14 protein-coding genes are annotated in these 26,774 nt (G+C 68.7%); all 14 read left to right on the top strand.

Annotated elements, in window-relative coordinates; translation table 11 throughout:
• Positions 1 to 10 precede the first annotated feature (10 nt).
• The 14 genes from ACSYAO_RS11710 to ACSYAO_RS11645 all read left to right on the top strand — a co-directional run bounded on the left by ACSYAO_RS11710 (position 11) and on the right by ACSYAO_RS11645 (position 26,622).
• Complete coding sequence (locus ACSYAO_RS11710; RefSeq protein ID WP_032128154.1) at positions 11 to 541, top strand: RNA polymerase sigma factor; 531 nt, start codon at positions 11 to 13, stop codon at positions 539 to 541.
• A gap of 69 nt (positions 542 to 610) precedes the next feature.
• A complete protein-coding gene (locus ACSYAO_RS11705) occupies positions 611 to 1,591 on the top strand; it encodes a FecR family protein (protein WP_049463064.1) in 981 nt (326 codons plus the stop codon).
• Between the two features lie 58 nt (positions 1,592 to 1,649).
• Positions 1,650 to 2,201 carry a hypothetical protein gene (locus tag ACSYAO_RS11700; protein ID WP_049463065.1) on the top strand — a complete coding sequence of 184 codons (552 nt, stop codon included), beginning with the start codon at positions 1,650 to 1,652 and terminating at the stop codon, positions 2,199 to 2,201.
• A gap of 144 nt (positions 2,202 to 2,345) precedes the next feature.
• Positions 2,346 to 2,906, top strand: coding sequence for a hypothetical protein (locus ACSYAO_RS11695; protein WP_223224629.1), 561 nt, complete (start codon positions 2,346 to 2,348; stop codon positions 2,904 to 2,906).
• 57 nt (positions 2,907 to 2,963) lie between these two features.
• On the top strand, positions 2,964 to 3,401 hold the full coding sequence (gspG, locus tag ACSYAO_RS11690) for a type II secretion system major pseudopilin GspG (RefSeq protein ID WP_049463067.1): 438 nt from the start codon (positions 2,964 to 2,966) through the stop codon (positions 3,399 to 3,401).
• A 9-nt stretch (positions 3,402 to 3,410) separates the two neighbouring features.
• Positions 3,411 to 4,316, top strand: coding sequence for a type II secretion system minor pseudopilin GspK (gene gspK, locus ACSYAO_RS11685; protein WP_049463068.1), 906 nt, complete (start codon positions 3,411 to 3,413; stop codon positions 4,314 to 4,316).
• Positions 4,313 to 5,476 carry a type II secretion system protein GspL gene (gene gspL, locus ACSYAO_RS11680; protein WP_049463069.1) on the top strand — a complete coding sequence of 388 codons (1,164 nt, stop codon included), beginning with the start codon at positions 4,313 to 4,315 and terminating at the stop codon, positions 5,474 to 5,476. Before gspK ends, gspL begins: the two co-directional genes overlap by 4 nt.
• Positions 5,473 to 6,000 carry a type II secretion system protein GspM gene (gene gspM, locus ACSYAO_RS11675; RefSeq protein ID WP_049463070.1) on the top strand — a complete coding sequence of 176 codons (528 nt, stop codon included), beginning with the start codon at positions 5,473 to 5,475 and terminating at the stop codon, positions 5,998 to 6,000. Before gspL ends, gspM begins: the two co-directional genes overlap by 4 nt.
• Positions 5,997 to 8,378 carry a type II secretion system secretin GspD gene (gene gspD / locus ACSYAO_RS11670; protein ID WP_049463071.1) on the top strand — a complete coding sequence of 794 codons (2,382 nt, stop codon included), beginning with the start codon at positions 5,997 to 5,999 and terminating at the stop codon, positions 8,376 to 8,378. Before gspM ends, gspD begins: the two co-directional genes overlap by 4 nt.
• Positions 8,375 to 9,808 carry a type II secretion system ATPase GspE gene (gene gspE, locus ACSYAO_RS11665; protein WP_049463072.1) on the top strand — a complete coding sequence of 478 codons (1,434 nt, stop codon included), beginning with the start codon at positions 8,375 to 8,377 and terminating at the stop codon, positions 9,806 to 9,808. The genes gspD and gspE overlap by 4 nt, the downstream gene beginning before the upstream one ends.
• A 7-nt stretch (positions 9,809 to 9,815) precedes the next feature.
• Positions 9,816 to 11,015 carry a type II secretion system inner membrane protein GspF gene (gene gspF, locus ACSYAO_RS11660; protein ID WP_049463073.1) on the top strand — a complete coding sequence of 400 codons (1,200 nt, stop codon included), beginning with the start codon at positions 9,816 to 9,818 and terminating at the stop codon, positions 11,013 to 11,015.
• A gap of 271 nt (positions 11,016 to 11,286) precedes the next feature.
• Positions 11,287 to 12,462 carry a substrate-binding domain-containing protein gene (locus ACSYAO_RS11655; RefSeq protein ID WP_049463074.1) on the top strand — a complete coding sequence of 392 codons (1,176 nt, stop codon included), beginning with the start codon at positions 11,287 to 11,289 and terminating at the stop codon, positions 12,460 to 12,462.
• Between the two features lie 400 nt (positions 12,463 to 12,862).
• A complete protein-coding gene (locus ACSYAO_RS11650; protein WP_049463623.1) occupies positions 12,863 to 14,038 on the top strand; it encodes a substrate-binding domain-containing protein in 1,176 nt (391 codons plus the stop codon).
• 200 nt (positions 14,039 to 14,238) lie between these two features.
• Positions 14,239 to 26,622 carry a filamentous haemagglutinin family protein gene (locus tag ACSYAO_RS11645; protein ID WP_440565547.1) on the top strand — a complete coding sequence of 4,128 codons (12,384 nt, stop codon included), beginning with the start codon at positions 14,239 to 14,241 and terminating at the stop codon, positions 26,620 to 26,622.
• Positions 26,623 to 26,774 lie beyond the last annotated feature (152 nt).

The following is a 26,774-nucleotide window of genomic DNA, read 5'->3' as shown; positions in this document are numbered from 1 at the left end:
GGATTCGAACATGAGCAACGGTACGGCTGGGGCAGTTGACCTGATGGACCACCTTCTGGGGGCCTACGACGAGCTGAAGCGCCGGCTGGTGCGCAAGCTGGGCTCGGAGGAGCTGGCCGGCGATGCGCTGCAGGACACCTGGATGCGCCTGAGTGCGCGCCGTGACCGCCTGGATGCCGTGCAGAACCCCGCGGCCTACCTGTTGCGCATGGCGATGAACACGGTGATCGACCGCCAGCGTGCCGACCACCGCCTGCTGAGCCTGGAAGAGGTGGATACGCTGATGGAGATGGCCGACCCGGCACCGGGCCCGGCGCAGGCGGCCGAACTGGATTTCGCGCTGGAAGACATGGTCGGCCTGCTGCAGCGCATGCCCGAGCGCCGACGCCGCATCCTGCTGGCGATCCGCGTCGATGGCCTGCAGCAGCGCGACGTCGCCGACCAGCTTGGCGTGTCGCTGCGGCTGGTGCAGCGTGAGTTGAAGGCGGCCCAGGATTACCTGGCCGAGCGCAGCGGGCAGGGGCGCCAGGTGCGGTTCTGAGCGGCGGCATCCGTCTACACTTTGACGCCGAGCAGAACCCCGCAGCGTGCGGGTCCGGCATGAGCCCCCATGGATCCTGACGATCGCCCGCAACGCCCGCTGGATGCCGTCGAGCGTCAGGCCCACGCGTGGGTGGTGCGGCTGACCTCGGGCGAGGCCACCGCCGCCGATGGGCGCAGGTTCCGTGAGTGGTGCGAGGCTGACCCGCGTCATCGCGAAGCATTCGGCCGTGCGCGCCGGCAATGGGAGCAGGTACGCCTGGCCGGCGAACAGCTGCCCGCCGCTGCGCGCCAGCCGGTCGCGCCGATACCGGCCCAGCGCTGGAGCCGGCGCGCCTTCCTGGGCGCCGCGATTGCCGCACCGGCCAGTCTGGTGGTGGTGGCGGCGATCCGCCCGCCGCTGGGGCTGTGGCCCTCGGTGACGGCGATGGCGGCCGATTTCCACACCGGCACCGGTGAACGGCTGCAGATCGCGCCCTTGCCGCAGCTGAAGATCGAACTGGATACGCAGAGCAGCCTGCGCCGTCGTTCGGACACGCAGGGCGAAGGCTTCGAGCTGGTGCAGGGCCAGGCCGCGATCGAAACCCAGGCAGGCCTGCGCCTTGCCCTGTTCGCGGGGCCGGGCTGCGTGATTGCCGATGAAGGTGCGGTGCGCCTGGACGTCCGCAACACCCACGGCCAGGTACGGGTAACCTGCCTGCAGGGCAGCGCCCGCATCGAGCACCCGCAGGGCCGCCTGCAGCTGCAGGCGGGCCAGCAGACCCAGTACGACGAGCGCCTCAGTGGCGTGGTGGCCGAAGCCCTGGCCTCGGAAGTGAGCGCCTGGACCGAGGGCATGCTGGTGTTCCGCCGCGCTCCATTGCGCGAGGTGGTGGATGAAATCAACCGCTACCGCCGCGGCAAGGTGCTGCTGGGCGAATCGGCATTGGCGCGGGCCCCGGTCAGCGGCCGTTTCCGCATCGATGATCCGGACGCGGCGCTGGAGCAGCTGCGACTGACGATGTCGCTGGATCTGCGTCGCTTTCCGGGTGGCATTGCCGTCCTTGGTTAGGTGAAGACGCTGGCCGTGCGCGCCGCGCAGGGCTGTTGCAAGCAAGGAGACGCCAAGGATGCGCAACGAGACCATCGGTGTGCTGGATCTGCGCCGCAATCTGTCGGCGCTGCTGGAAACCACGCAGCGACGGCCTTTGATGGTGCATCGCTATGGATCGCCGTGGGTGTGCGTGGTCTCCGATGCGCAATGGCAGCAACAGGCCGTTCTGCTGGAGTTCGATCCGCAGTCCCACCCGTTGGCGATGCTGTTGCGGCTGCAGCAGCAGGTGCTGCCCCTCGCTGAGGCCGGCACGCTGCCGCCTGCGGCGATGGCGCGCGTGCTGCTGCTGATGGGCATGCACGGCATCGACGATCTCGTGCAACTGCACGAACAGGTGCAGCACCATCGTCTTTGGCACTGGTTCGTGGCCGGCACCCAGGGCGTGATGGATGGCTGGCAGCTGCCGGCGCTGCGTGTTGCGATGGCGTCATGGTGCGATGACGTGGATATGTCCAATGCGCTGACAACGTTCGCCGCACGCAGCGATGTGGCGATACTGGCGCGCCGTTGCGGGGGCGAAGCGCCGCGACTGGAGCGCGAAGCCTGCAGGCAGATGACGCTGCGATGACGTTGCTGATGAAGCGCCACGCAGCGCACAGAGACGCATTCGCGTTGTCGCTTCACCTGCCTTGCTGACGTCTTCTCCAGAGTACGACGCACCACGCGTCGTGGAGCACGGGCGGCGCCGATGGCAGATAGTCGCAGGATCAGCATGCTGGAACTGGATCGCCACCTGAGCCAGTCGCTGGAGCAGGCTCGGCACACGCCTGTGAACGTGCAGCGCTATGGGCACTCGTGGGTCTGGGTGCTGTCCAGTGATGCCTGGGCCGATGCGGCGCGCTGGGCGGCACTGGACAGCAGCGCGCATCCGCTGGCCGCGCTGCGGCGCGCCCTCGATCTGCAGCTGCGGCCCTGGCCCGAAGCGGCCATGAACACGCTGCCGCTTGACGCGGGCGATGTGCGGCAGCTGCAACGTGCGGCGTTGCTGGTGGTCATGCGTGATCTCAACAGTGCGCAGCGCGTGTACGACGATCTGCGCTACCACCAGGCCTACCGGATGTTCATCGGCCTCGACCATGGCACCGCGTGGTCGCCGATGCAGTGCGTGCGCCTGCTGCAGGCCTGCGCGCACCCGTTGCTGCGCGGCTGCATCGACGATGCGCTGGCCAGCGTGCCGCAGCACTTGTTCGAGTCTGCATGTGTACCTGCGGCACGTGCTGCGCCTGCACAGGCACACGCGCAGCGAATAGCAGGCGGATGTTTATCGTACTGACACATGCACCGCTGACCATGGCGCAGCGGTCTCTTCCAGGATGACGAGGGCGGAACAATGGCAAGGCAGGTGGGTGGTCGCAGGGCTCGGCAGCAGGGCTTCAGCCTGATCGAGATCATGGTGGTGGTGGTGATCATCGGCATTCTCGCGGCATTGATCGTGCCGCGGTTGATGGACCGTCCCGACCAGGCGCGCGTGGTGGCGGCGCGCCAGGACATCGCGGCGCTGATGCAGGCATTGAAGTTGTTCAAGCTGGACAACGGTCGCTATCCCAGCGCCGAACAGGGCCTGCAGGCGCTGGTGAAGCCGCCGCAGGGCGGCGGTGCGATGCCGGTGACACCGTATCTGGATCGCCTGCCGAATGACCCATGGGGCCATCCGTACCAGTACCAGATTCCCGGAACCCATGGCGACATCGATGTGTTCTCGCTGGGTGCGGACAGCAAGTCCGGTGGCGACGCCGGGAACGCGGACATCGGCTCCTGGCAGCTGTGAGGCGTGCAGATGACAGCCCGGACGCGTTCGGTCCCGTGCACCCGCCAGCGCGGCATGGCGGTGATCGTCGCCCTGCTGGTGGTGGCATTGGTGGCGGTGATTGCCACTGCACTGCTGACCCGGCAGTCGGCACAGCTGCGTGCGCTGCGTGGCGACCAGCTGCGTGCGCAGGTGCGCATGGCGGTCGATGCCACCCTGGAGCGCGCGGCGCAGCAGCTGCGTGACGATGTAAAGGAGCAGTTGACCACGGTGCGCAGCGGCCGTTGGGCGCGTCCACTGACGCTGCAGGCGCCGCTGCCGGTGCAGCTGCAGCTGGTCGATGCACAGTCCATGTTCAACCTGCGCAACCTGCTGGCGCTTGGCCGGCCGAACCCCGAGGCGCGACGCGCGTTCATCGCGTTGTGTGCCGGGCAGGGGCTGGGGCAGGGTGCCTGTGCATCTGCTGCCGACCACATCCAGGCGCGGCTGCGTGATGGCGACCTGCAGGCGCAGGCGCCGTTGCCGCGTGAATCGCTGATCGAGCAGGCCCTGGCGGGCGCCGACCCAGTGGCGGTGCAGGCACTCGCTGGGCGCACCGTGGTGCTGCCGGCCCAGACCCTGGTCAATGCCAACACCAGTGACATCAGCGTGTTGCAGGCGGTCACTCCCGGCGTGGAGCCGGGGCGCCTGCAGGCGCTGCTCGGTGAGCGCGACGGTGGCCATTGGCTGCTCAACCGCGGTGATATCGCCAATCGACTGCAACTGAGCAGCGCGCAGATGGCCGTGGTGCCGCTTGGCATTCATAGCGAATGGTTCCTTGCCGTCGGCCAGGTACAGGCCGATGGCAATGCGGTCGACTTCCGGGCCCTGATCTGGCGCGAGTATCGCGATGACAGTGTGCGCGTGCAGCGTGTGTGGACGAGGATTGGAGCATGAGCGTGCAGCTGAGGGTGCGCCTGCCGGCGCTGGAACACCTGCGCGCCGACAGTACGGTCGAGTGGGCGCAGATGCACAAGGGTGGGGTGCTGGCCCATGGCCGCGAGGGCTTGGCCGTGCTCGGGCAACGTCATCCGCAGGCCGAGGTGCTGGCCTGTCTCGATCCGCAGGACCTGATCCTGCTGGAACTGCAGCTGCCGCCACTGTCGGGCCGCAGGCTGCAGGCCGCACTGCAGGGCGAAGTAGAGGCGATGCTGCTGGATGACCTGCAGGAGGTCGCGTTGGCACACGGTGCGCAGGCGGCGGACGGCACGGTTCCGGTGGCCTGGCTCGGCCAGCAGGCAGTCCTGCAGGCGCAGCAGCTGCTGGCCTCGTGCGCACTGCAGCTTCAGGCGCTGTATCCGACGCCGCTGCTGCTGCCGTGGCAGAACGGCCAGGCAACGCTGCAGGCTGACGGTGAGCATCTGCTGGTGCGCTGCGGGCGCGATCGTGGTTTTGTGCAGTGGTGCGGTGGGCGCGACACAGCGGCGGTGCTGCAGTCGCTCGCGGCGCGTCTTCAGCAATCCGGGGTGCAGGCCGTGCAGTGGATCGACAGCGTGCCGTCGGCGTGGCCGGAGAACCTGCCGGCCACCGTGGTCGCGCATGAACGGCAGGCGTGCGGACCCGTGCCAGCGTGGTCGTTGCCACTGCCGGGTCGCAGCAGGCAGGCACCCCGCGTGGCGATCGGCCTCGCATTGGCGGCGGTGTTGCTGGCTGCGCTTGGGCTGCAGCTGCAGGTCTCGCGCTGGCGCAGCGAGGGCGAGGCGTTGCAGCAGGACATGGCGCGGCAGTTCAGCTCGCACTTTCCGGAGATCACCGATGTGGTGGACCCGGTGCTGCAGGCGCGGCGCGCGCTGGCCGTGCCGTTGCCGGCGCCGCCGTTGCCACCGGTGCAGCGGCAGGTCGCAACGACGCTGCAGGCGATTCCGGAGTTGGGCGGCCAGGTGCGCGGCCTGCACTATCAACCCGGCCAGTTGGAACTGGAGCTGGACGCCGATGCGCAGGCGGTAGCCGATGACGCACAGCGGCTGGAGCAGTGGCAGCAGGCGGCGCAGGCGCAGGGCCTGCAGCTGGCGCGCGAGGCCGGTGGACGCCTGCGCGTGAGCGGGGGCGGACAGTGACCGCCAGAGCTATGCGCCTGGGCGAGGGTGTGGCCGGTCTGCAGCGACGCTGGCAGCACCTGCCGCCGCGCGACCGCTGGATGCTGTGGGTGATGGTGCTGGCGCTGCTGGCAGCGGGGCTGTGGTCCTTCTGGCTGGAGCCGCTGCTGAAACAGCGTGCGCACTGGCAGGCTGAGCTGCCGCGGCTGCAGGCGCAGGCGCGCGCACTGGCGCCGCTGCTGCGTGCACGCGAACGCCAGCAGCAGGTGCAGGGGCAGCGCCCGACGCTGGCCGCGCTGCGTAATGGAATCAAGTCCGCCGGCCTCGCCGATGGACTGCATGTCGAAGCACGCGACGGGCGTTGGCACCTGCAGGTGCAGGCGGTACCTGCTGACGCACTGTGGAACTGGCTGCTGCCCGTGCTGGCCGATCCGGCCATCGAACTGCAGCAGCTGCAACTGACACGCACAGGGGATGCGAACATGCCGGCGGCACGGATATCCGGAAACATCGTGATGGCACTCACTGCGGGTGGCCATTCATGAGGGCGATGCGCAGCCTTGCCTGCAGCACTGTATTGGCCCTGATCGTGGGTGCCGCTCACGTTGTTACGCCGGCACAGGCGCAGGACGCCCGCGATGAGCCGGTGCAGTTGAACCTGGTGGATACCGATATCGGCGGCGTGCTGCGCATGGCAGCACGGTTCACCGGGCGCCAGTTCCTGGTCGACCCACGGGTGACCGGCAAGATGACCGTGGTTTCCGATGGTCCGGTCAGCCGTACCCAGGCTTACCAGTTGCTGCTGGGCGCGCTGCGCATGCGTGGCTTTGCGGTGGTCGAGAACGGCGGCGTCAGCCGGGTGGTGCCGCAGGCCGACGCCAAGCTGTTGGGCGGGCGCGTCGGCACCGGCGGTGCGGGCGGTGAGGTTGCCACGCGCACCTTCGCGCTGCGCTACGAGAACGCGGCCGCGCTGGTGGCGGTGCTGCGGCCGATGATCAGCCCGGACAACCCGATCACTGCCAATCCGGGCAACAACACCCTGGTGATCACCGACTATGCCGACAACCTGGAGCGCATCGCGCGGGTGATCGCCAGTGTCGATACACCGGCCGGCATGGACACCGATGTGGTGAAGCTGCAGCAGGGCATTGCCGTTGACGTAGCGGCGATGGTCGCGCCGCTGCTGGATGCGCAGGGCGCCGAGCCCAGCCAGAAGGTGGTGGTGATGGCCGACCCCCGCAGCAACAGCGTGCTGCTGCGTTCCAGCAGCCCGGGCCGCACCCGCCTGGCGCGGCAGTTGGTGGAGAAGCTGGACCGCGCGCAGGACGAGTCCGGCAACCTGCACGTGGTCTACCTGCGCAATGCCCAGGCCAACCAGCTCGCCGGCGTGCTGCGCGGCGTGGTGGCCGGGCAGAGCGATGCACCGGCAATGGGCAGCAACGAAGGCATCACGCCACTGCCGGGTGACGCCAACCGCGCCACACCGGCGCAGCCGTCGCAGCCGCAGCAGGCCAAGACCGGTGGCAATGCGCTGGAATCGCAGCGGCTGGACCCGAACCGCCGCGACCCGATCGACGCCGGCAGCACCGGCTTCAGCCAGAATGGCATTTCGGTGCAGGCGGACGTGGCCACCAACACGCTGCTGATCTCCGCCCCCGAGCCGGTGTACCGCAACCTGCGGCGGGTGATCGACCAGCTCGACCAGCGTCGTGCACAGGTGCTGGTGGAAAGCCTGATCGTGGAGGTCAACCAGACCGACGCGGCCGAACTGGGCGTGCAGTGGATGCTGGGCAATGGCCGCACCTTCGGCGGCACCCACTTCGGCGGCACCACCGGTGGCAGCGGGCTGAACACCACCGCACGCACCACCCTGGACGTGCTGCCCAAGGATGGCCTGAAGATCGGCGTGATCGACGGCACCATCAACCTGCCCGGCGTCGGCCAGATCCTCAACATGAAGGCGCTGGCCAACGCGCTGCAGAGCAAGGGCGGTGCCAACATCCTGTCCACGCCGAACCTGATGACGCTGGACAATGAAGCGGCCAGCATCATGGTCGGGCAGACCGTGCCGTTCGTCAGCGGCCGCTACGTGACCGACGGTGGTGGTGGCAGCAACAACCCGTTCCAGACCATCGTGCGCGAGGACGTGGGCCTGAAGCTGCGGGTGCGCCCGCAGATCTCCGAGGGCGGCACGGTGAAGCTGGACATCTACCAGGAAGTCAGCAGCATCGACGCGCAGAGCGCGAACAGCACGGCCGGCATCATCACCAACAAGCGCGCCCTGGATACCAGCGTGCTGCTGGACGATGGCCAGATCATGGTGCTGGGTGGCCTGCTGGAAGACAGCGTCAGCCATGGCCGTGATGCGGTGCCGGGGCTGGGAAAGATCCCGGTGCTGGGTGCCTTGTTCCGCAGCGACACGCGCAAGCGCGCCAAGACCAACCTGATGGTGTTCCTGCGCCCGCACGTGGTGCGTGACCCGGCCGCCGGCCAGCGCCTGACCCGCGACCGCTACGACTACATGCGCAACGCGCAGGCCGGCGCGCAGCCGGTACAGAGCTGGGCCTTGCCGGCGCTGTCGGCACCGCAGCTGCCACCGCAGGACCTGTCTGTACTCGGCCAGGGCAATGCACGCGATGGCCAGGGCCAGCCGCTGCAGAACAGCAGCCTGGCGGCGCTGTACCCGTCTGGTGACGGCGATGCGCAGCTGGTGCAGTTCGCGCAGGGGCTGGACCCGGCGCGTGCCAGCCAGGGCGTGGCGCAGGTGCGGGCACTGGGCCTGCAGGCCTATGCCGAAGCGACGCCCGGCGAGAGCGGGCAACGCCTGCGCGTGCGATTGCCGCGCGATCCGGCGACGCTGGACCCGGCGCTGCAGCAGCTGCGCGGGCTGGGCTACACGCCGGAACTGGTGATCGGGCCGTGAGCGCCGCCGCACCACTGCCGTACGCCTGGGTGCGCAGCCATGGCGTGATGCTGTCCGAAGTTGGCGGCGAGTCGGTGCTGCTGGGCACCGCCGACACCGCGGCGTGGGCTGTGGCCGAACTGCGCCGACGGCATGGCCCGCTGCCGTTCCAGGCGCTGGATGCAGCGACCTGGCAGCAGCGGCTGGGTGAGCAGTACCGTGACGGCGGCGATGCCGCTGCCCTGGTCGGGGCTGCTGAAAGTGAAGTGGATCTGGACCGGCTGATGCAGGACATGCCGGAAGTCACCGACCTGCTGGACGCGCAGGACGATGCGCCGGTGATCCGCATGATCAACGCGCTGCTGGCACAGGCCGCACGCGATGGCGCCAGCGACCTGCACATCGAGCCATTCGAGACCCACTCGGTGGTGCGTTACCGCGTGGACGGCACCCTGCGCGACATGGTGCAGCCGCGGCGCGCACTGCACGCGGCGCTGGTGTCGCGCATCAAGATCATGGCCCACCTCGATATTGCCGAGAAGCGCCTGCCGCAGGACGGGCGCATCGCGATCCGGGTGGGGGGGCGGCCGCTGGATATCCGCGTCTCCACGGTACCGACCGGGCATGGCGAGCGTGCTGTGCTGCGCCTGCTGGAGAAGGATGCCGGCCGTCTGCAGCTGCAGCGCCTGGGCATGGCCGATGACACCCTGGCTACGTTCACCGGATTGATCCGGCAGCCGCACGGCATCGTGCTGGTCACCGGCCCGACCGGCAGCGGCAAGACCACCTCGTTGTATGCGGCGCTGGGCCAGCTCGACAGCAGCACCAGCAACATCCTCACCGTGGAGGACCCGGTGGAGTATGACTTCGCCGGCATCGGCCAGATCCAGGTCAACGCGCGTATCGGCATGAGCTTCGGCACGGCGCTGCGCGCGATTCTGCGCCAGGACCCGGACACCATCATGATCGGTGAGATCCGCGACCTGGAAACCGCACAGATTGCGGTGCAGTCGTCGCTGACCGGCCATGGCGTGCTGGCGTCCCTGCACACCAACGACGCGATCTCGGCGGTGACCCGCCTGGCCGACATGGGCGTGGAACCGTTCCTGCTGGCCTCGTCGCTGCGCGGCGTGCTGGCGCAGCGGCTGGTGCGGCGGCTGTGCACGCAGTGCCGGCGCGCCGAGGTGGACGGCGAGGGCCGTACCGTGTGGCGCGCGGTGGGCTGCGCGGCCTGTGCCAACAGCGGCTACCGGGGGCGTACCGGCATCCACGAGCTGTTCGTGGTCGACGATCGCGTGCGTGCGCTGATCCATGAAGGGCAGGGTGAACCTGCGCTGCGCGAGGCTGCGCGGCGTGCCGGCATGCGGACCTTGCGCCAGGACGGCCAGCGTTGGGTCGACAGCGGGGTGACCACGCTGGAAGAGATCCTGCGCGTCACCGGCGACGACTGAGGCCTGCATGGCACTGTTCGACTACCAGGCTGCCAACGCGCAGGGCCGCATCGAGAAGGGTCAGCTGGACGCCGACAGCCCGCGCGGCGCACGCCAGCTGCTGCGCGGTCGCGGGCTGACACCCGTGCAGGTCAGCGCGGCGCGCGGTGCGGGCAGTGGCTGGGGCGCCCGCCGGCTGTCTGCCAGCGAGCTGGCCTGGGCCACGCGCCAGCTGGCCAGCCTGCTGGCCGCGAGCCTGCCGTTGGAAGCCGCATTGACTGCGGTGATCGAACAGGCCGAGCGCCCGCATGTGGCCCAGGCACTCACCGCCGTACGCGCCGACGTGCGTGCCGGCCAGCGCCTGACCGTTGCGCTGGCCGCGCGGCCGCGCGATTTCCCGCCGATCTATCGGGCGCTGGTGGGCGCAGGTGAAGACTCCGGTGACCTGGCGCGGGTGATGGAGCGCCTTGCCGACTACATCGAAGAACGCAACGCGCTGCAGGCCAAAGTACTGACCGCCTTCATCTACCCAGCGGCAATCAGCCTGGTGTCGGTGGCGATCGTGATCTTCCTGCTCAGCTACGTAGTGCCGCAGGTGGTGACCGCGTTCGTGCAGGCACGGCAGACGCTGCCGATGCTGACCCAGGTGATGCTGGCGGCCAGTGCATTCGTTCGCATCTGGGGAGTGTGGGCGGGGCTCGGCATCGCTGCGTTGGTGGTGGCATGGCGGTTGGCTCTGCGCAGGCCCGAGCTGCGCCTGCGCTGGGACGCGATGTTGCTGCGGGTGCCGATGGTCGGTCGTTTCGTACTGGGTGTGAACAGTGCGCGCTTTGCCTCGACCCTAGCGATCCTGCTGGATGCCGGCGTGCCGCTGCTGCGTGCACTGGAAGCGGCGCGGCAGACGCTTGGCAATGCGCTGCTGGCGCGTTGCGCTGATGACGTGTCCGCGCGCGTACGCGAAGGTGCCGCGCTTGGCTCTGCGCTGAAGGTGCAGAAGGTGTATCCGCCGATTCTCGTGCATCTGGTAGCCAGTGGCGAGAAGACCGGCGCATTGGCGCCACTGCTGGATCGCGCGGCACAGACGATCTCGCGCGAGATCGAGCGCCGCGCGATGGCACTGACCGCGTTGCTGGAGCCGACCATGATCCTGGTGATGGGCGGCGTGGTGCTGACCATCGTGCTGGCCGTGCTGATGCCGATCATGGAAATGAATCAGCTGGTGCAGTAGATCCACGCCATGCGTGGATGGATCAACCGACGCGCGACATGGGCGGCACATCCACGCATGGCGTGGATCTACTGGTGCCTGGATTTCTCCACACAATCCTCCACACCTTTTTTCGATCTTCCACAGGTTTCTTAAGCGGCCTGTCATCGGCACGGACCAGCATAGTCACGTCGTCGCAGAGCGGGCTGGGAGGCCCCTGGCGACAGCAGGCGTGCAATGACCGTTCCTCCCTTGGCGTTTCCCTTCGCAGTAAACCCTTCAGGAGAAGATCATGACCAAGTACAAGACCCTGGCCGCGCTGGTTGCCACCGCGCTGCTCGCTACCGTGGGCGCCGCGTCGGCGCAGACCGTTACCGGCGGCGGTGCATCGCTGCCGGCCGACCTCTACAAGGGCCAGGCTGACAGCATCCTGCCGGCCAACTTCAGCTACGCCGTGACCGGTTCGGGCACCGGCAAGAAGGCGTTCCTGGAGAACAATTCGGCGCTGTTCTCGACCACCGGCACCGTCCATTTCGCTGGCAGCGACTCGGTGCTGAGCGCGACCGAACTGAGCACCTACACCACCAACTACAACCAGTCGACCAATGCCAACCGCTACGGCGCGCTGATCCAGGTGCCGTCGGTGGCCACCTCGGTGACCATCCCGTTCAACAAGCCGGGTTCGGCCGTCAACCTGAGCGTGGCGCAGATCTGCGGCGTGTTCTCGGGCGCGATCAGCGACTGGTCGACCATCGACGCCAACCGCAGCGGTCCGATCCGTGTGGTCTACCGCACCGAGAGCAGCGGAACCAGCGAAATGTTCACCCGCTTCCTGGCTGCCGCCTGCGCCGCCGAGCCGGCTGCGACCTCGAACCTGGTCGGCGGCACGTTCGCCGTGAAGTCGACCTTCGCCGACCTGTACAAGCGCGATGCCAACAACAATCTGCCGGCCTTCCTGGTTGCCGCGCCGGCCACGGGCGGCACCTCGCTGTACAACGCTGTCTATGCGGCGGATGGCCGCATCGGCTACGTCGGCCCGGACGTGATCCCGAGCCTGACCGATGCGACCAAGGTTGCCAAGGTCAAGGGCTTCTCGCCTGACCAGGTGAGCGTGCAGGCCACCCTGGATACTGTCGCTCCGCCGACCGGCACCGCTGCCGAGAACCCCGCCAACTGGGTGCCGGTGTTCGGCAACCCGTCGGCCGGCTATCCGATTGCCGGCTACACCAACCTGGTGATCGGCCAGTGCTACAAGGATTCGGCGGTTGCCACCAGCCTGCGCGGCTTCCTGGCCCGTCACTATCCGGCGACCTACCCGGCGGCCTACGAGGCGTCGATCACCGGCCATGGTTTCATCCCGCTGACCAAGGCCTGGCGCGATGCGATCCGCAACCGCTTCGTGCTGGCCAGCAGCGCGGCCGGCCTGAACAATCCGAGCACCTGCTCGGGCATCGGCCGTCCGCTGTAATCCGCAGCACCGCGTGAACCCAGCTTGACCCGGCGCCGGCCCCTATGGCCGGCGTCGCCATTTCCGCCGTGCGGCGTGCAACGTCATGGTCCGCTGCACGCTGTCGGCTTCATGTCACGCGAACCGTCTATCAGTGGCAGGGCATGCGTTGCGCGTGTCTCCGATCACCGCCGCCGGTGCGGTCCAGTGCGCGGTCACTCGCATCAGGCGAATGCACGGCGTCGGACGCCTCCAGCTGCGGTTGGTGGTCCGGCAACACGGGGCTGCGCTGCAGAGCTCGCGTAGGCACGAATGAGGATGGACGTGTCCTCATGCAGCGGGCTGGGAGATGACAGTGGGCGTGCAGTAACGGTACCTCCCTTGGCGTTTCCCTTCGCAGTAAACCCTTCAGGAGAAGATCATGTACAAGTACAAGACTCTCGCCGCGCTGGTTGCCACCATGCTGCTCGCTACCGTGGGCGCCGCCTCGGCGCAGACCGTTACCGGCGGCGGTGCCTCGCTGCCCGCCGACCTCTACAAGGGTTCGGCCGACAGCATCCTGCCGGCGAACTTCAGCTACGCCGTGACCGGATCGGGTACCGGCAAGAAGGCGTTTCTGGAAAACAATTCGGCGCTGTTCTCGACCACCGGCACCGTCCATTTCGCTGGCAGCGATTCGGTGCTGAGCAGCGCCGAGCTGAGTACCTACACCACCAACTTCAACCGGCCGACCAACGCCAACCGCTACGGCGCGCTGATCCAGGTGCCGTCGGTGGCCACCTCGGTCACCATCCCGTTCAACAAGGCCGGTTCGGCGGTGGACCTGAGCGTGGCGCAGATCTGCGGCGTGTTCTCGGGTGCGATCAGCGACTGGTCGACCATCGACACCGACCGCAGCGGCCCGATCCAGGTCGTGTACCGTCCGGAAAGCAGCGGAACCAGCGAGATTCTCACCCGATTCCTTGCCACTAACTGCGCCCGTGAGCGGGCTGAGACCTCGAACCTGGTGGGCGGCACGTTCGCCATCAAGTCGACCTTCGCCGACCTTTACAAGCGCGATGCCAACGGCAGCCTGCCGGGGTTCCTGGTGGCCGCCCCGGCCACCGGGGACACCTCGCTGTACAACGCTGTCTACGCGTTTGAAGGCCGTATCGGCTACGCCGGGCCGGACGTGATCCCGAGCCTGACCGATGCGACCAAGGTCGCAAAGGTCAGAGGCTTCTCGCCGGATCGGGCGCAATGGGAATTCATCCTGACTGTTTTCGATCCTCCGTCCGGCATCGCTGCTCAGGACCCTGCCAACTGGGCTCCCTACATGGGCAATCCTTCAGTCATCTACCCCATCATCGGCTACACGTACCTCTTGATTGGTCAGTGCTACAAGGATCAGACGGTTGCCAATAAGCTGAGGGGTTTCCTGGCTCGCCACTATTCGGCGGCCTACCCGGCAGCCTACGAGGCATCGATCACCGGCCATGGCTTCGCCCCGTTGCCCAAGATGTGGCGCGATGCGATCCGCAACCGTTTCGTGCTGGCCAGCAGCACAGCCGGCCTGAACAATCCGAGCACCTGCTCGGGCATCGGCCGTCCGCTGTAATCCGCAACACCGGTTGAACTCTGTTTGACCCGACGCCGGCCCCCTGGGCCGGCGTCGCCATTTCCGCGACGGTCCCGCCGCCGCAGCGCTTCGCTGTCGGCTTCGTGTCACGTGAACCGTCTATCAGTGGCAGGGCATGCGTTGCGCGTGCCTCCCCGATCGTCGCCGCAGCCGCGGCCCACCAGGTTGATGAGGTTCCGATGTCGCACCCGCTCCCGTCCGCTTTTCATCCGGCCGCGCCGATGCGCCGCAATCATCCGATGGCGTGGGCCATCGCGGTCGCACTGGGCAGCATGGTGGCCCCGGCCAGCCAAGCGCAGCAGGCGTTCAGCCCGGGCTGGTTCGCCGACCGCGGTGCGGCCCAGGGCAGCGCGGCACAGAGTGGCCGCATGCCCAACGGCGTGCCGATCCAGTTCCAGTTGCCGGCCCAGCAGCAGGATGCAGCACGGCAGAAGCTGCAGCAGTCGATCGACAATCTCGGCACCGCAGCGCAGGCGATTGCCCTGCAGCAGCGACTGCAGGAACAGGCGCGGCAGGCGCGCCGCGAGGCTGGCTTCATCGTTGCCGATGGCCTCGGCAAGGACGGCCTGAGCGTCGACCAGAACCCGCTGACCCGTGGCTGGCTCAACGCGCGCGAGGCGATCCAGTCGCAGGGCAGCGACGGACGGGTGCAGGTCACGGTCGAGCAGACCGCGGACAAGGCGATCCTGAACTGGGAGACCTTCAACATCGGCGGTAACACCACGCTGAACTTCCTGCAGAACCCTGACTGGGCCGTGCTGAACCGGGTCAACGACCCGGCTGCGCGGCCCAGCCAGATCCTGGGGCAGCTCAACGCCAACGGCACGGTGTTCCTGGCCAACCGCAATGGCGTGGTGTTCGGCAACAACAGCCAGGTCAATGTACGCAACCTGCTGGCAGCCGCAGCGCGGATCAGCGATGCGCAGTTCCGCGACAACGGCCTGTACAGCCCCGACGCCAGCAGCAGCGCGCTCAGCGATGCATTCGGCAAGGTGATGGTGGAGCAGGGCGCCCGCATCGCGACCCATGAGCCGACCAGTGCGACGCGCGGCGGTGGCTACGTGCTGCTGGCGGGACACAGCGTGGAGAACGCCGGCCAGATCGAGGCGCGCAAAGGCCAGGTGCAGCTCGCTGCCGGTGACAGTTTCGTGATCCGGCGCGGCGTGGGTACGGCGACCAATACCAGCTCCACCACCCGCGGCAATGAAATCGCGCCGCGCTTCATCGCTGGCAGCACGGCTGGCAGCGTGCGCAACACCGGCCTGCTGCGCGCCCGCGAGGGTGACGTGACCCTGGCCGGGCGCAGCGTCGAGCAGGCCGGTGTGGCCGTGGCCAGCACCACGCTTGCGCAGCGCGGCACCGTGCATCTTCTGGCTTCGGCCAGTGATGCCGGCAGCAGCGTCACGCTTGCCGATGGAGCCACCACGGCGGTGCTGATCGAGGACGATGGCAAGGCCACGGTGCTGGATACCCAGCGCAACAGCCTCATCAAGGAGTCGGCAGAGCAGGACGCGATCCGCGCCGGCGCGCGCTCGGCAACCTTCGACAATCTGTCCCAGCACAATGATCGCCGGGACCAGTCGCGGGTGGAGATCGTTTCGGGTGGCAACATCCATTTCAGTGCGGATTCGCTGACGGTTGCCACGGGCGGCCAGATCATCGCCGATGCGGCGGCCCGCAGCTACGTAGGCGACGCCGCGCGCGTGGACGTGTCCGGCGCAGTGGGCGTACAGGTGTCGATGGAGAGCAACAATGTCCAGGTCAAGGTGCAGGGCAACGAACTGCGCGACGCCCTGGACAACCGCGACAGCGGCAAGCTGACCAGCAGCGAGATCTGGGTCGACCGCCGCAGGCTGGTCCACGTTCCGGCCGGTACCGGGGGCTACGAGGGTGAGCGCTGGTACGCGGCGGGTGGCCTGCTGGAAGTGGGCGGCTACCTCGACAACCAGGGGCACTCGATCGGCGAATGGGCCGCGCAGGGAGGCACCGTCCTGCTGGGCGGCAGGGAAGTGATCACGCATGGCGGCTCACGCATCAACCTTGCCGGCGGCAGCCTGGATGTGCAGAGCGGCGTGATCCGGCAGAGCTGGGTGCGCGGCGTCGATGGCCAGGTCTACCGCCTCGATGATGCGCCGGCGGAGATGCTGTTCGATGGGTTGTACAGGGGCCACGAAGTAAAGCAGGAGCGCTGGGGCATCACCGAGACCTTCCGTGATCCGATCGTATTCGCGGCGCAGCGTGTCGATAACGGGTACACGGTCGGCCGCGACGCAGGACGCCTGATCGTCTCCGCACCGACCGCGGTGCTGGATGGGCAGGTTGAGACTGCCACCTTCCAAGGCGCGCAGCAGAACCGCAGGCCGGATTCCGCGCTGGAGGGCTATGCGCAGGCGCAGACGGCGGCCGCACGCAACGCGCAGCTGTACTTGGGGCGCTACGACGGCCAGGGCCGCAGCGGTGTGTTCGGCTCGGAGGTGCGCCTGGATGACAAGGCTCCGACGAAGGCGGCGTGGTCGCTGCTGGCGCCGGTCAACGAGGAGCGGCGTGACACAGTGTGGCTGGATACCGCAGAGCTGAGTGCCCAGCAGTGGGGACGGATCGACCTGGCGACCGCCGATCGCATCCGCATCGATGGCAGCCTTCGCCTTCAGGCAGGCGGACAGCTCAATCTGACCGGCAGCGAGGTGGAACTGGCAGGCGACATCGGCATTGCCGGCGGCCAGCTGTCGGCGGGCAACCTGCTGGATGTCCAGGGCCGGCCGACGGCGCTGCTGCACGATGGCCGCGCCCGCACCGCCATTGCCGACGGCACGCGGATCGATCTCTCCGGTGAATGGAGCAATGCGTCACTGGCGATGCCGCTCGACGCCAGCGGTGCCTGGACGGATGGTGGTCGCCTGAGCCTGAGCAACAGTCATGACGTGGTCGTGGGCGCCGAGGCAACGGTTGACGTGGAGGCCGGCGCCGCGTTGGACCTGCGCGGCAAGGGCCGCATCGGCAAAGGGGGCAGCGTCAGCCTGCAGGCGAACAGCAGCACAGTTGCGACCGACGGCAGTGGCCGGGTGCAGCTGGGCGAGGGGAGCCGGTTCAGTGGCCGTGGCCAGGGCAGCGGCACGTTCTCGCTGGGCACCGGTGGCCGGGTGCGGGTGGGCGATGCGGATCCGGCGGACCCAGCAGCGCTGCAGGTGGATGCCGGCCTGTTCGGCAGTGGCTTTGCCCAGTACGACATCAATGGCCATCAAGGGCTGGAGGTTGCCGATGGCACGCAGCTGGCAGCGCGCATGCCGGGCCTTCGGATGACCGCAGACGCGCGCGTCGCGACGGACCGGAAGGAGGCACTGGAGAGCTGGCTGGCACCGCTCTACAGTGCCGATCCGATGAGCGGGCTGGTCCGCCAGCGCAGCGGTGCCAGCGTGAGCCTGCGCTCGGATCGCAACAGCGTCGGCGGCGACCTGCGGGTGGGCAAGGCCGCACTGATCGAGGTCGACCCGGGGCAGGCGATCTCCCTGCTCGGCGCCGGCAACATCGATGTGGAAGGCACGCTGCGTGCGCAGGGAGGACGCATCAGCATCGACGATGTGCGCCTGCCGACCACGCTCTATGCCGGGCAGCGGAGCGAGCGGACCTGGCGGTTCGCCGACGGTGCGCTGCTGGATGCCAGTGCGGATGCGGTGTCACTGGCCGACGCCGGTGGCCGCCTGCAGGGACAGGTGCGGGCGGGGGGGCGCATCGAGATCGGCGGCGCGCTCGACTGGGAGAGCTCCGCGTCGGTGGACAACCGTCCGCCTGAAGCCTTCGTCGTGCTCGAGCGTGGCGCGCAGCTGCGGGCAGCGGGCGCCTCGGCGCCGTTGGATGTCGACGGGAAGGGGCGCACCCGGGTAGACAGCGACGGCGGGCAGATCGTGCTGCGTTCGGCCAACGCTCTGTACCTGGACGGCGCAATGGATGCCTCTGCCGGCGGCAGTGGCGCGCATGGCGGCACCTTGGGCGTGGCCTTTGGTGGCAGTGTTCATGCGCGCGGCGCGAGCAAGGAGGTGCTGCGCGCGCGCGGCATTACGCTCAGCCAGCGCAGCCCGGCCGACGCGGTGCTGCCGGACCGGCTGGAGTATGGGCACGCGGCGCTGTCGGTGGAGCAGATCCAGGCCGGTGGCTTCGACACCCTGTCCGTATTCGGTGACGTCCGCGCGGAGGGCGATGTCGACCTGCGCATGGGCCAGAGCCTGCGCATCTACGGACAGGGGCAGTCAAGCCTCGGCATGGCCGTGGCAGCACCGCAGTCCAGCGGCATTTCGCTGAGTGCTCCGCACCTGCTGCTGGCACAGTCGCACTGGCAGTCGCTGCCGGGTGAGAACCTGGTGGTCACCGATACCGTGGCGTCGGCTGCGGAAGGCGACCACGTGCTGTCGGCGAGGGCTGATCTGATCGACATCCGTGATGTCACCTGGCTGCCCGGCTTCAACCAGGTCGTGCTCGACAGCCGCAGCGACGTGCGGCTGCTCAACGCGGTGTCCAACGGCGGATCGATCAGTGCGTTGATGGCGAGCGGGTCGATGGACGTGAGTGCCGCCCGGCTGTACCCCACCTCCGGTGCGACGGGCTATCTGGTCGCGGGTGCGTCTGCGGCGACCGTGGCGACGCCCGGATACTGGTCAGATCCGGATGCGGTGCTGCGCATCCGGGGTACGGGTACGGCGGCGACCACTCCGCCCGAGTCAGCGCTGGGCGCGTTGCAGCTGGTGGCAGCCACCGTGCAGCAGGGCGGCAACGTGCAGGCGCCGATGGGGGCGCTGCAGCTGGGCGGCCTGGTCCTGGGCGGCACACGCGCCAGCCGGGTGGAGCTGCTGCCGAGCAGCATCACCTCCACCAGTGGCGCAGGTCTGGCGCTGCCCTACGGCGGTACCGTGGACGGTGTGTCGTGGAGAAGGGGCAGCAGCAGCCTGGAGTCACTGACGCCGGCCGGCATTGCGTCCAAGGGCGTGACCCTTACCGCCAACGACGTGGATGTGCATGCCGGTGCGCTGCTGGACGTGTCAGGTGGCGGCGAACTGACCGGCGCGGCATTCGTCTCAGGCCGCGGTGGCTCCGTCGACGTGCTGCGCACCGCGTTGGCCGATGCCAACCCGCGCTATGCGTTCAGTGCCTCCGGCAACCCGGTGTACGCGATCGTGCCGGGACGTGCCGGCAGCTTCGCACCCAGCAGTGATGATGGCTTCGCTGCTCCAGCGGTGGGCCAGCAGATCACCGTACCCGCCGGCGTTCCCGGCCTGCCTGCGGGCACCTACACATTGCTGCCGGCGAGCTTCGCGCTGCAGCCGGGTGCATTCCGCGTCGAGCTGGGCGCGACGGGGACCTCCGGCGTGCCACAGCCGATCCAGACCGGCACCGGTACCTGGCGCGTGTCCGGCCGGCAGGGATCGGCACTGGGCGGGGTGGCGTCGCCGCTGCTCACCGATATCCTGCTGACGCCGGCGGCGGTGGTACGCCGGCATTCCGGCTACAACGAAACCAGCTACAACAGCTTCGTGCAGGCCACCGCCGACCGTCGTGGCGAGGCGCGCGGCTGGCAGACCATCGATGCGCTGGGCCTGACCCTGGCACTGGGTGAAGGCGCTGGTCGCGAGGGAACCGCGGCCATCGACTTCGCCGGCACGGCGCGTTTCTCCGCGGCCAATGAAAAGGGACGCGGCGGTACCTTGGTCGCCACGCTCGCCAGCCCGGCCGTGGGTTCGCTGGAGGTCGCTGCTGCCGGCAGTCCGTCGCAGGCGCACGATCGCGGCGCAACCTTCACCGACGACGCACTCAATGCGCTGCGGCCGGAACGCATGGTGATCGGCGGACAGTTCAACGAGTCGGCTTCGCTGGTGGCGGTGTCCGGCTCGGTGCGCGATGTGGCGATCCGCTCCGGTGCGACCCTGCAGGCACCGGAGATACTGGTGGCTGCGGCGTCCGGTGGCAGCGGCATCCTGGTCGAAGCCGGGGCGACACTCGACACCTTGTCTTTCGCACGCGACAGCGCGTCCGCGCCGACCGTGCCCTATCAGGTCAATGGCGGCCTGCTGGCCGTCTCGAACCAGCGCCTGAACCTGATCACCGGTACGACCGGTGTGGCGGCCGGGCCGGTCGCGATCGACATCGGCGGCTGCCAGAACGACTGCGAAGGCGAGGCACGGCTGGTGTCCGATGGCAGCATCGGGGTGGCCACCGATGGTGTGCTGCAGATGCGCGATTCCGCCCGTTACGGCACGCGTCAGCTTGGCGTGAGCATGGCGGCGCTCAACCTCGGCACCGCCGAGGCGATCGCGCAGGCGGCGGCCGCAGGGGCGTTGCCAAATGGCATGACCATGAACCAGTCCGTGCTGCAGCAGCTGCTGCGCGGCAATGATGCCACCGGCGCACCGGCGCTGGATACGCTGAGCCTGGTCGCACGGGATTCGGTCAACGTCTTCGGCAGCGTCGACCTGGATGCGCGCGACAGTGCCACCGGCCGCGGTGGCCTGCAGACGCTGGTACTGGGCGCGCAGGCCATCCATGGCTATGGTGCGGCGAGCGACCGTGCGCGCATCCTGGTGGACACACTGGTCTGGGACGGTTCGCTGGCGGCGACGCAGGCGCCGGGCAGCGATGCGTCGGTGCCGCCGGCCGATCCGATGGTGGACCGGCTCGGCGCGGGGCAGCTGGACATCGTCACCCGCAACCTGCAGCTGGCGCGCGCCCCGTTCAGCCGTCCCAGCTCCGAGGTGCCTGCCAACCGTCAGGTACTCGGATTTAGTGCGCTGAACCTGAGTGCTTCGGAGCAGCTGTCGTTCTCCGCGCAGGGCACGCTGGACGTGTTCCAGCAGCGCGGCGACTATCTGGCCGACAAGGGCTGGCAGTACAGCGGAGGCAGCCTGGGTATCGATACACCGCTGTTGACCGCCGATCCCGCCGCGCAGCTGCGCGTGCGCACCGGCGGCGACTTCCGCCTGCAGGGGGGCACCGGTAAGGCGGGTGGCGATGCACTGGGCAGTGAGCTGAGCATCGACGCCAACCGGATCACGCTGGACAGCACGATCGCGCTGGCTTCAGGACGGCTGTCTGCGAACGCGCGCGAGGGCATCACGCTTGGCAGCCGGGCGGCGCTGGACCTTGCCGGGCGCAAGGTCTCGCTGTACGACGTGGACAAGTTCAGCTGGGGCGGTGATGTCCTGCTGTCCAGCGACACGGGGGACATCCGCACCGATGCGGCCTCCCGCATCGATGTTTCCGCCCGCAACAACCGCGGCGGGCGCATGACGGTCACCGCAATGGCCGGCCGAGCCGATCTGGCGGGTGATCTGCAGGGCACCGCCAGTGGCCGCTACGATGCCGGTGGCACGCTGGTGCCCTACGACGGTGGTGAACTTGTGGTGCGGGCACGCCAGTTGCAAGACTTCACCGGCCTCAACCAGCGATTGACCGCCGGCGGCGTCGTCGGTGGTCGCAGCTTCCAGATCGGTGAAGGCGATCTGCGGATCGGCGACGAAGTGAAGGCGCGCCGGGTCGACATCAGTGTCGACGCGGGCAGCATGACCGTGGCCGGCCGCATCGACGCCAGCGGCGAGCAGGTCGGCAGCATCCGCCTGTACGCCCGTGATCAGTTGCAGGTGGACGGCACGCTGGACGCGCACGGTACCGGCCTGCGCGTGGACAGCCATGGCAAGATCATCGACAGTCCGAACCGGGCCACCATCACGCTGGGCAGCGCCGAAGGCGCCGTTGGTCTGGGCAGCGCGGCGCACCTGGACATGCGTGCAGGCAGCGACGTTGCCCTCGGTGACGGCCCTGGACAGAACGACGGCATGGCGCGGGGCTCGCTGAAGATCGATGTGCCGCGGCTGGGCAGCAACGACGCGGCGATTGCTGCGGCCAGCGGCCTGCGCATCGATGGCGCGGCCGACATCCAGCTCAATGGTGTCCGTCGCTACGACGATGCGCCCCTGGCCAGCACCGCTGATGTGCGCGGCAACCGCGCGCAGCTGGTCACCCAGCAGTGGCTGGACCAGGTGGTCGATCCGCACAGCGTGGCCTGGATCGATGGCGCGCTGGGCAATCCGGATCTGCAGCAGCGCACCGCCGCGCTGGGCGACGTCCGCCTGCGTCCCGGCGTGCAGGTGGTGGCGCGGCGCAGCGAGGCCAATCCCGAGGGCGACCTGACCATTGCCGGCGACATCGATCTGTCCGGCTACCGCTACGGGCCCGAAGCCAACCGCGCCGATCCATCGCGGCGTGGCTTCGGTGAATCGGCTTCGCTGGTACTGCGCGCCGAAGGCAACATCAACGTCCATGGCAGCATCAACGATGGTTTCGCACCGCCGCCGTCCACGCCGGACGAGGGCGGTTGGCAGTTGTATGAGGCTCGCAATGGCAGCGCCGGGCACACCCCCTTCGGTGGCGACCTGGTGGTGCCGGTGGACGGAGTGAAGCTGCAGCCCGGCACCGAGTTCCAGGCCGGCACCCGCCTGAACTATGACGTGCCGGTCGAATCGGTAACGCTTCCGGTCGGTACCGTGCTGCCCGCGCCGATGGTGATCTCGCAGACCCTGCGCCTGCCTGCGGGCACGGTGCTGGGTGCGGCGGTGACCACCGACTCCGGGCAGACGCTGGCGGCGGGCACCGTGCTGCAGAAGCCGCTGGTGCTGGCGGCCGGTGCGCGCCTGGGGGCCGGCTTCCGCCTGCGCAGCGCCGTACAGATGGCGGCACAGGAGTGGCCCGCCGGCGCGGTGCTGCCGGTTGCGCTGCGCCTGGCACGCGAAGTCGAGCTCAAGGTGGGCGCCTACATCCCATCGTTGACCAAGGTGGAGCTGCCCGGCAACGGGCCGGTGAATCTGCGGCCGGCCGATGCCAACGGCAACCAGGGGCGCAACTGGGCGCTGGCGCCGATGCTGGCCGAGGGCACCACATCTTGGGACCTGACCGTGGTTGCCGGTGCCGATTCCGGGGCGGCCGATCCACGCAGCCGGCGCTGGGGCGCCGAAGGCAGCGTGGTGCTGGCCGACACCCACCAGGGCTCAATCGGTACGGTCAAGACCGAAATCATTTGGGTGGGTGATCGTGCGTTGACTGAGCGGGCATCGCTGGACTGGATCGGCGACACCTCCTATGCGGGCCGTCCGATCGCGGAGCTGGCCGACATGTACGGCTTCACCGAAGATGAGTTCTGTGCGATGTCGGCTGACTACTGCGGCCCGGCCCCCCGCCAGGTGGCCGCGCAGGGCTCGCTGGATTACTGGGGCGATGAGTCCTACGTGGGCACCCCTGCGAAGGACTTCGCGGCGATGTTCGGCATGACCGAAGACGAGTTCTGCAGCACCGCACCCAGCTACTGCGCCGGCGGTGGCACGCAGACCGAAGTGACCACCTACGGCAAGCGCGCGGGCACGCCGGCCTGGAGCGTGCTGCGCACCGGCAAGGGGGACCTGGAACTGCTCGCTGCCGGTGATGTCGTGATGAAGTCCGGCTTCGGTGTGTACACGGCGGGCACTCCCACCACGCTGGGCGAGGGCCGCGACGCTGCCTTCAATTCGCCCCGTGCAGCAGCCCCCAGGAACACCGCACTGCTGGGTCCGAACCTGGTGCCGGGCAGCTATGATGCCGCGTTGGCCGGCTATCAGGCCTGGTATCCCGATCATGGCGGCAACCTGCGCGTCGAAGCCGGGCGAGATATCGCCGGTGACGTCTGGACCGGGCGCGCAGAGTCGGGCACCAGCGAGCGTGACTGGGCGCTGTACTCCAGTGCCGCGGTCGGCAATTGGCTGTGGCGGCAGGGAACCGGCAGCACCACCGGCGTGGAGCCGGTGCCGACCAGCTGGTGGGTGAACTTTGGCGCCTACACCAACGTGTCCGCTGCTGCTGGCGCCTCTCCGCGGATGGTCGGCTTCACCGGCTTCGGTACATTGGGCGGCGGCAACTTGACGCTGGAGGCCGGGCGTGACGCCGGCGTGCGCGATGCGATAGGTGACGCGCTGGACTCGACGATCGCACCGCGCTCGGGTGCGATCATCGCGGCGGTGGGATCGACCGGCCGGGTCAGCGATGGCCAGCTGCACCTGACCGGCGGCGGCGACCTGCAACTGCGTATCGGTGGCGCACTGAATCCGAATCTGCGGGCGACGTTCTCCAGCCTCAATGCCTCCAGGGCGGGACAGAATCTCGACCTCAACGGTACCTTCAGCAATCTGCGTGGCAGCCTGCAGCTGGATGCGGGACGCATCGGTGCAATGGGCGTCACCCTGGAAAGCTACGCGACGCTGGGCCAGCTGCGTGCGGCCGATCTGTTCGCCGCCGACGCCGCTCGCCCGATGGGCGGGCCGGTGCTGGTGCTGGGCGATGCGGTCGCGCAGCTGCAGGCGCGGGGTGACGTCGTGCTCGGCGGCGTCGCCGATGCCGGTCGGGTTCCACTGGCCAACTACAGCGCGGTGGTGCACGACAACGGCAGCCGCGCTGCAGGCAGCACCTGGTTCTCCCTGTGGACCGACACGACCGCCGTGGACCTGTTCAGTGCCGGTGGCGACCTGGCGCCGGGCCTGGCCGGGCCGGATAACGTGACCGGCAGCAATCTGTGGCCCGAGCAGGTTGCGCTGGCACCGGGGAGCCGGGAGGAGCTGCTGAACTACTGGCTCTATCCTTCGCGCTTCAGCGCCATTGCTGCGCAGGGCGACGTCAAGCTGCACCGGATCAGCACCACGCCGGGGACGCAGGATGTGATCCTGCTGGCACCCTCGGCGACAGGACGGCTGGACGTCCTGGCCGGTGGCGGCATCTTCGCCCAGCGTGGCGCGACCCAGATCGCGCGCTCCGCCAGCGACGCGCGCCTGCCGGGACCCTTCGACCCTGCATTCATGGCCGAGCAGGGGGATTCCAGCGGCAATGTGACCCGCTCGCGTCACAACCTGTCGGTGGACGGCAACATTGCATCGCCGCAGGCATCGCTTCCGCTGTTCGCCTTCGGCCCCGGTACACCGCTGTCCACGGTCTCTGCGGCACTGGCACCGAGCCGCTTCTACGCGGTGCAGGGCGACATCATCGGTCTGGCCACCGGCGCCCAACGCACGCTGGATGCCAACGGGGGGCGGCGCACGCAGCTGAACTGGTTCGAGGCCGCCGGCGCCGTGCAACTGCGGGCAGGCCGGGACATCCTCGGGGTGTCGATGACCGCTTTGAACACCGCGCCCACCGACATCACGGTGGTGGCGGCGGGCCGCGACATCGTGCATCTGAACGCGACCATCGCCGGCCCCGGCGACACCGAGGTCAGTGCCGGCCGCCAGCTGCGCCAGGAGGATGCGGGCAGCATCGTCAGCCTCGGTGGCATCGTGCAGGGCGATGCCCGTCCCGGCGCCAGCATCGCGTTGACGGCCGGCAACCAGCAGATCGATTTCGCGGCCCTGCGTGCCCGCTATCTGGACCCAGTCAACCTTGCCGATCCCGCGCAATCGCTCGCGTCGCAGCCGGGCAAGGCAGTCAAGGTCTACAACCAGGAGCTGAAGCAGTGGCTGCAGCAGCGCTTCGGCGTGGCTGCCGACGGCGACGGGGCGCTGGCTGCATTCGACGCACTGCCGCAGGAACAGCAGCGCATCTTCCTGCGTCAGGTGTACTACGCCGAACTGCGCGAAGGTGGGCGTGAGTACACCGATGCAGAAGGGCCCCGCTTCGGCTCCTACCTGCGCGGGCGCGAAGCCATTGCCACGCTGATGCCGGACAGGAATGCGGCCGGTGCGACGATCGACCGTACCGGCGATATCGTGATGTACGGCGGTTCCGGCGTGCGCACCGAGGCGGGCGGCAACGTCGAACTGATGGCACCGGGCGGACAGATCGTGGTCGGCGTACAGGGCGTGGTGCCGCCTGCCAGCGCCGGCCTCGTCACCCAGGGGCAGGGCGATATCCGCCTGTTCAGCCAGGACAGCGTCCTGCTGGGCCTGTCGCGGGTGATGACCACGTTCGGCGGCGACATCCTGGCCTGGTCGGAGCAGGGTGACATCAATGCCGGTCGCGGTTCGCAGACGACGCTGCTGTACACGCCACCGCGTCGCCTCTATGACGGCTGGGGCAATGTGATCCTGTCGCCGCAGGCTCCCGCCAGTGGCGCAGGCATTGCGACCTTGAACCCCATCGCCGAAGTGCCGCCGGGCGACGTCGACCTGATCGCGCCGCTGGGCACCATCGATGCGGGCGAAGCGGGCATCCGTGTCTCGGGCAACATCAACCTCGCCGCACTGCAGGTGCTCAACGCGGCCAACATCCAGGTGCAGGGTGAGAGCAAGGGCCTGCCGGTGCTGGCCACGGTGAACGTCAATGCGCTGGCTTCGGCCAGTGCGGTAGCGAACAGTGCCAGCCAGGCGGCACAGGACGTGATGCGCAAGAGCCAGGACGACGCACGGCGCAACCAGCCCTCGGTGATCAGCGTGCAGATTCTCGGCTTCGGCAGCGGCACCAGCAGCATTGCGCCGCCGGCGCGCGGCACGACCGCCAGCAGCGGCTACGACGCCAACAGCGCCTTCCAGTTCCCGCAGGCAAGCCGCGACGAAGGCACGCAGCGCCGATAGGCATAGCACGCCCCGGTAGGTGCCGACCTTGGTCGGCACGCAATGTTGCCGAACGTGGCCGGTAGTAGATCCACGCCATGCGTGGATGCAGTTCGCCCGCAGGAACCGACAGCATCGGGCCAGCCGCCACGGAACGGCAGCGGCCCCAGCCA

The sequence above is a fragment of the Stenotrophomonas sp. STK16_22 genome (genome assembly GCF_051984505.1).
Taxonomy (GTDB): domain Bacteria; phylum Pseudomonadota; class Gammaproteobacteria; order Xanthomonadales; family Xanthomonadaceae; genus Stenotrophomonas; species Stenotrophomonas maltophilia_A.
This window is presented reverse-complemented; position numbering and strand designations above follow the sequence as displayed.

Bases quoted from the DNA above. Each gene is read 5' to 3' on its own strand.
- gspK (WP_049463068.1), top strand. From the start codon at position 3,411: ATGACAGCCCGGACGCGTTCGGTCCCGTGCACCCGCCAGCGCGGCATG.
- ACSYAO_RS11705 (WP_049463064.1), top strand. From the start codon at position 611: ATGGATCCTGACGATCGCCCGCAACGCCCGCTGGATGCCGTCGAGCGT.
- gspL (WP_049463069.1), top strand. From the start codon at position 4,313: ATGAGCGTGCAGCTGAGGGTGCGCCTGCCGGCGCTGGAACACCTGCGC.
- ACSYAO_RS11645 (WP_440565547.1), top strand. From the start codon at position 14,239: ATGTCGCACCCGCTCCCGTCCGCTTTTCATCCGGCCGCGCCGATGCGC.
- ACSYAO_RS11695 (WP_223224629.1), top strand. From the start codon at position 2,346: ATGCTGGAACTGGATCGCCACCTGAGCCAGTCGCTGGAGCAGGCTCGG.
- gspD (WP_049463071.1), top strand. From the start codon at position 5,997: ATGAGGGCGATGCGCAGCCTTGCCTGCAGCACTGTATTGGCCCTGATC.
- ACSYAO_RS11710 (WP_032128154.1), top strand. From the start codon at position 11: ATGAGCAACGGTACGGCTGGGGCAGTTGACCTGATGGACCACCTTCTG.
- ACSYAO_RS11700 (WP_049463065.1), top strand. From the start codon at position 1,650: ATGCGCAACGAGACCATCGGTGTGCTGGATCTGCGCCGCAATCTGTCG.
- ACSYAO_RS11650 (WP_049463623.1), top strand. From the start codon at position 12,863: ATGTACAAGTACAAGACTCTCGCCGCGCTGGTTGCCACCATGCTGCTC.
- gspG (WP_049463067.1), top strand. From the start codon at position 2,964: ATGGCAAGGCAGGTGGGTGGTCGCAGGGCTCGGCAGCAGGGCTTCAGC.
- gspF (WP_049463073.1), top strand. From the start codon at position 9,816: ATGGCACTGTTCGACTACCAGGCTGCCAACGCGCAGGGCCGCATCGAG.
- ACSYAO_RS11655 (WP_049463074.1), top strand. From the start codon at position 11,287: ATGACCAAGTACAAGACCCTGGCCGCGCTGGTTGCCACCGCGCTGCTC.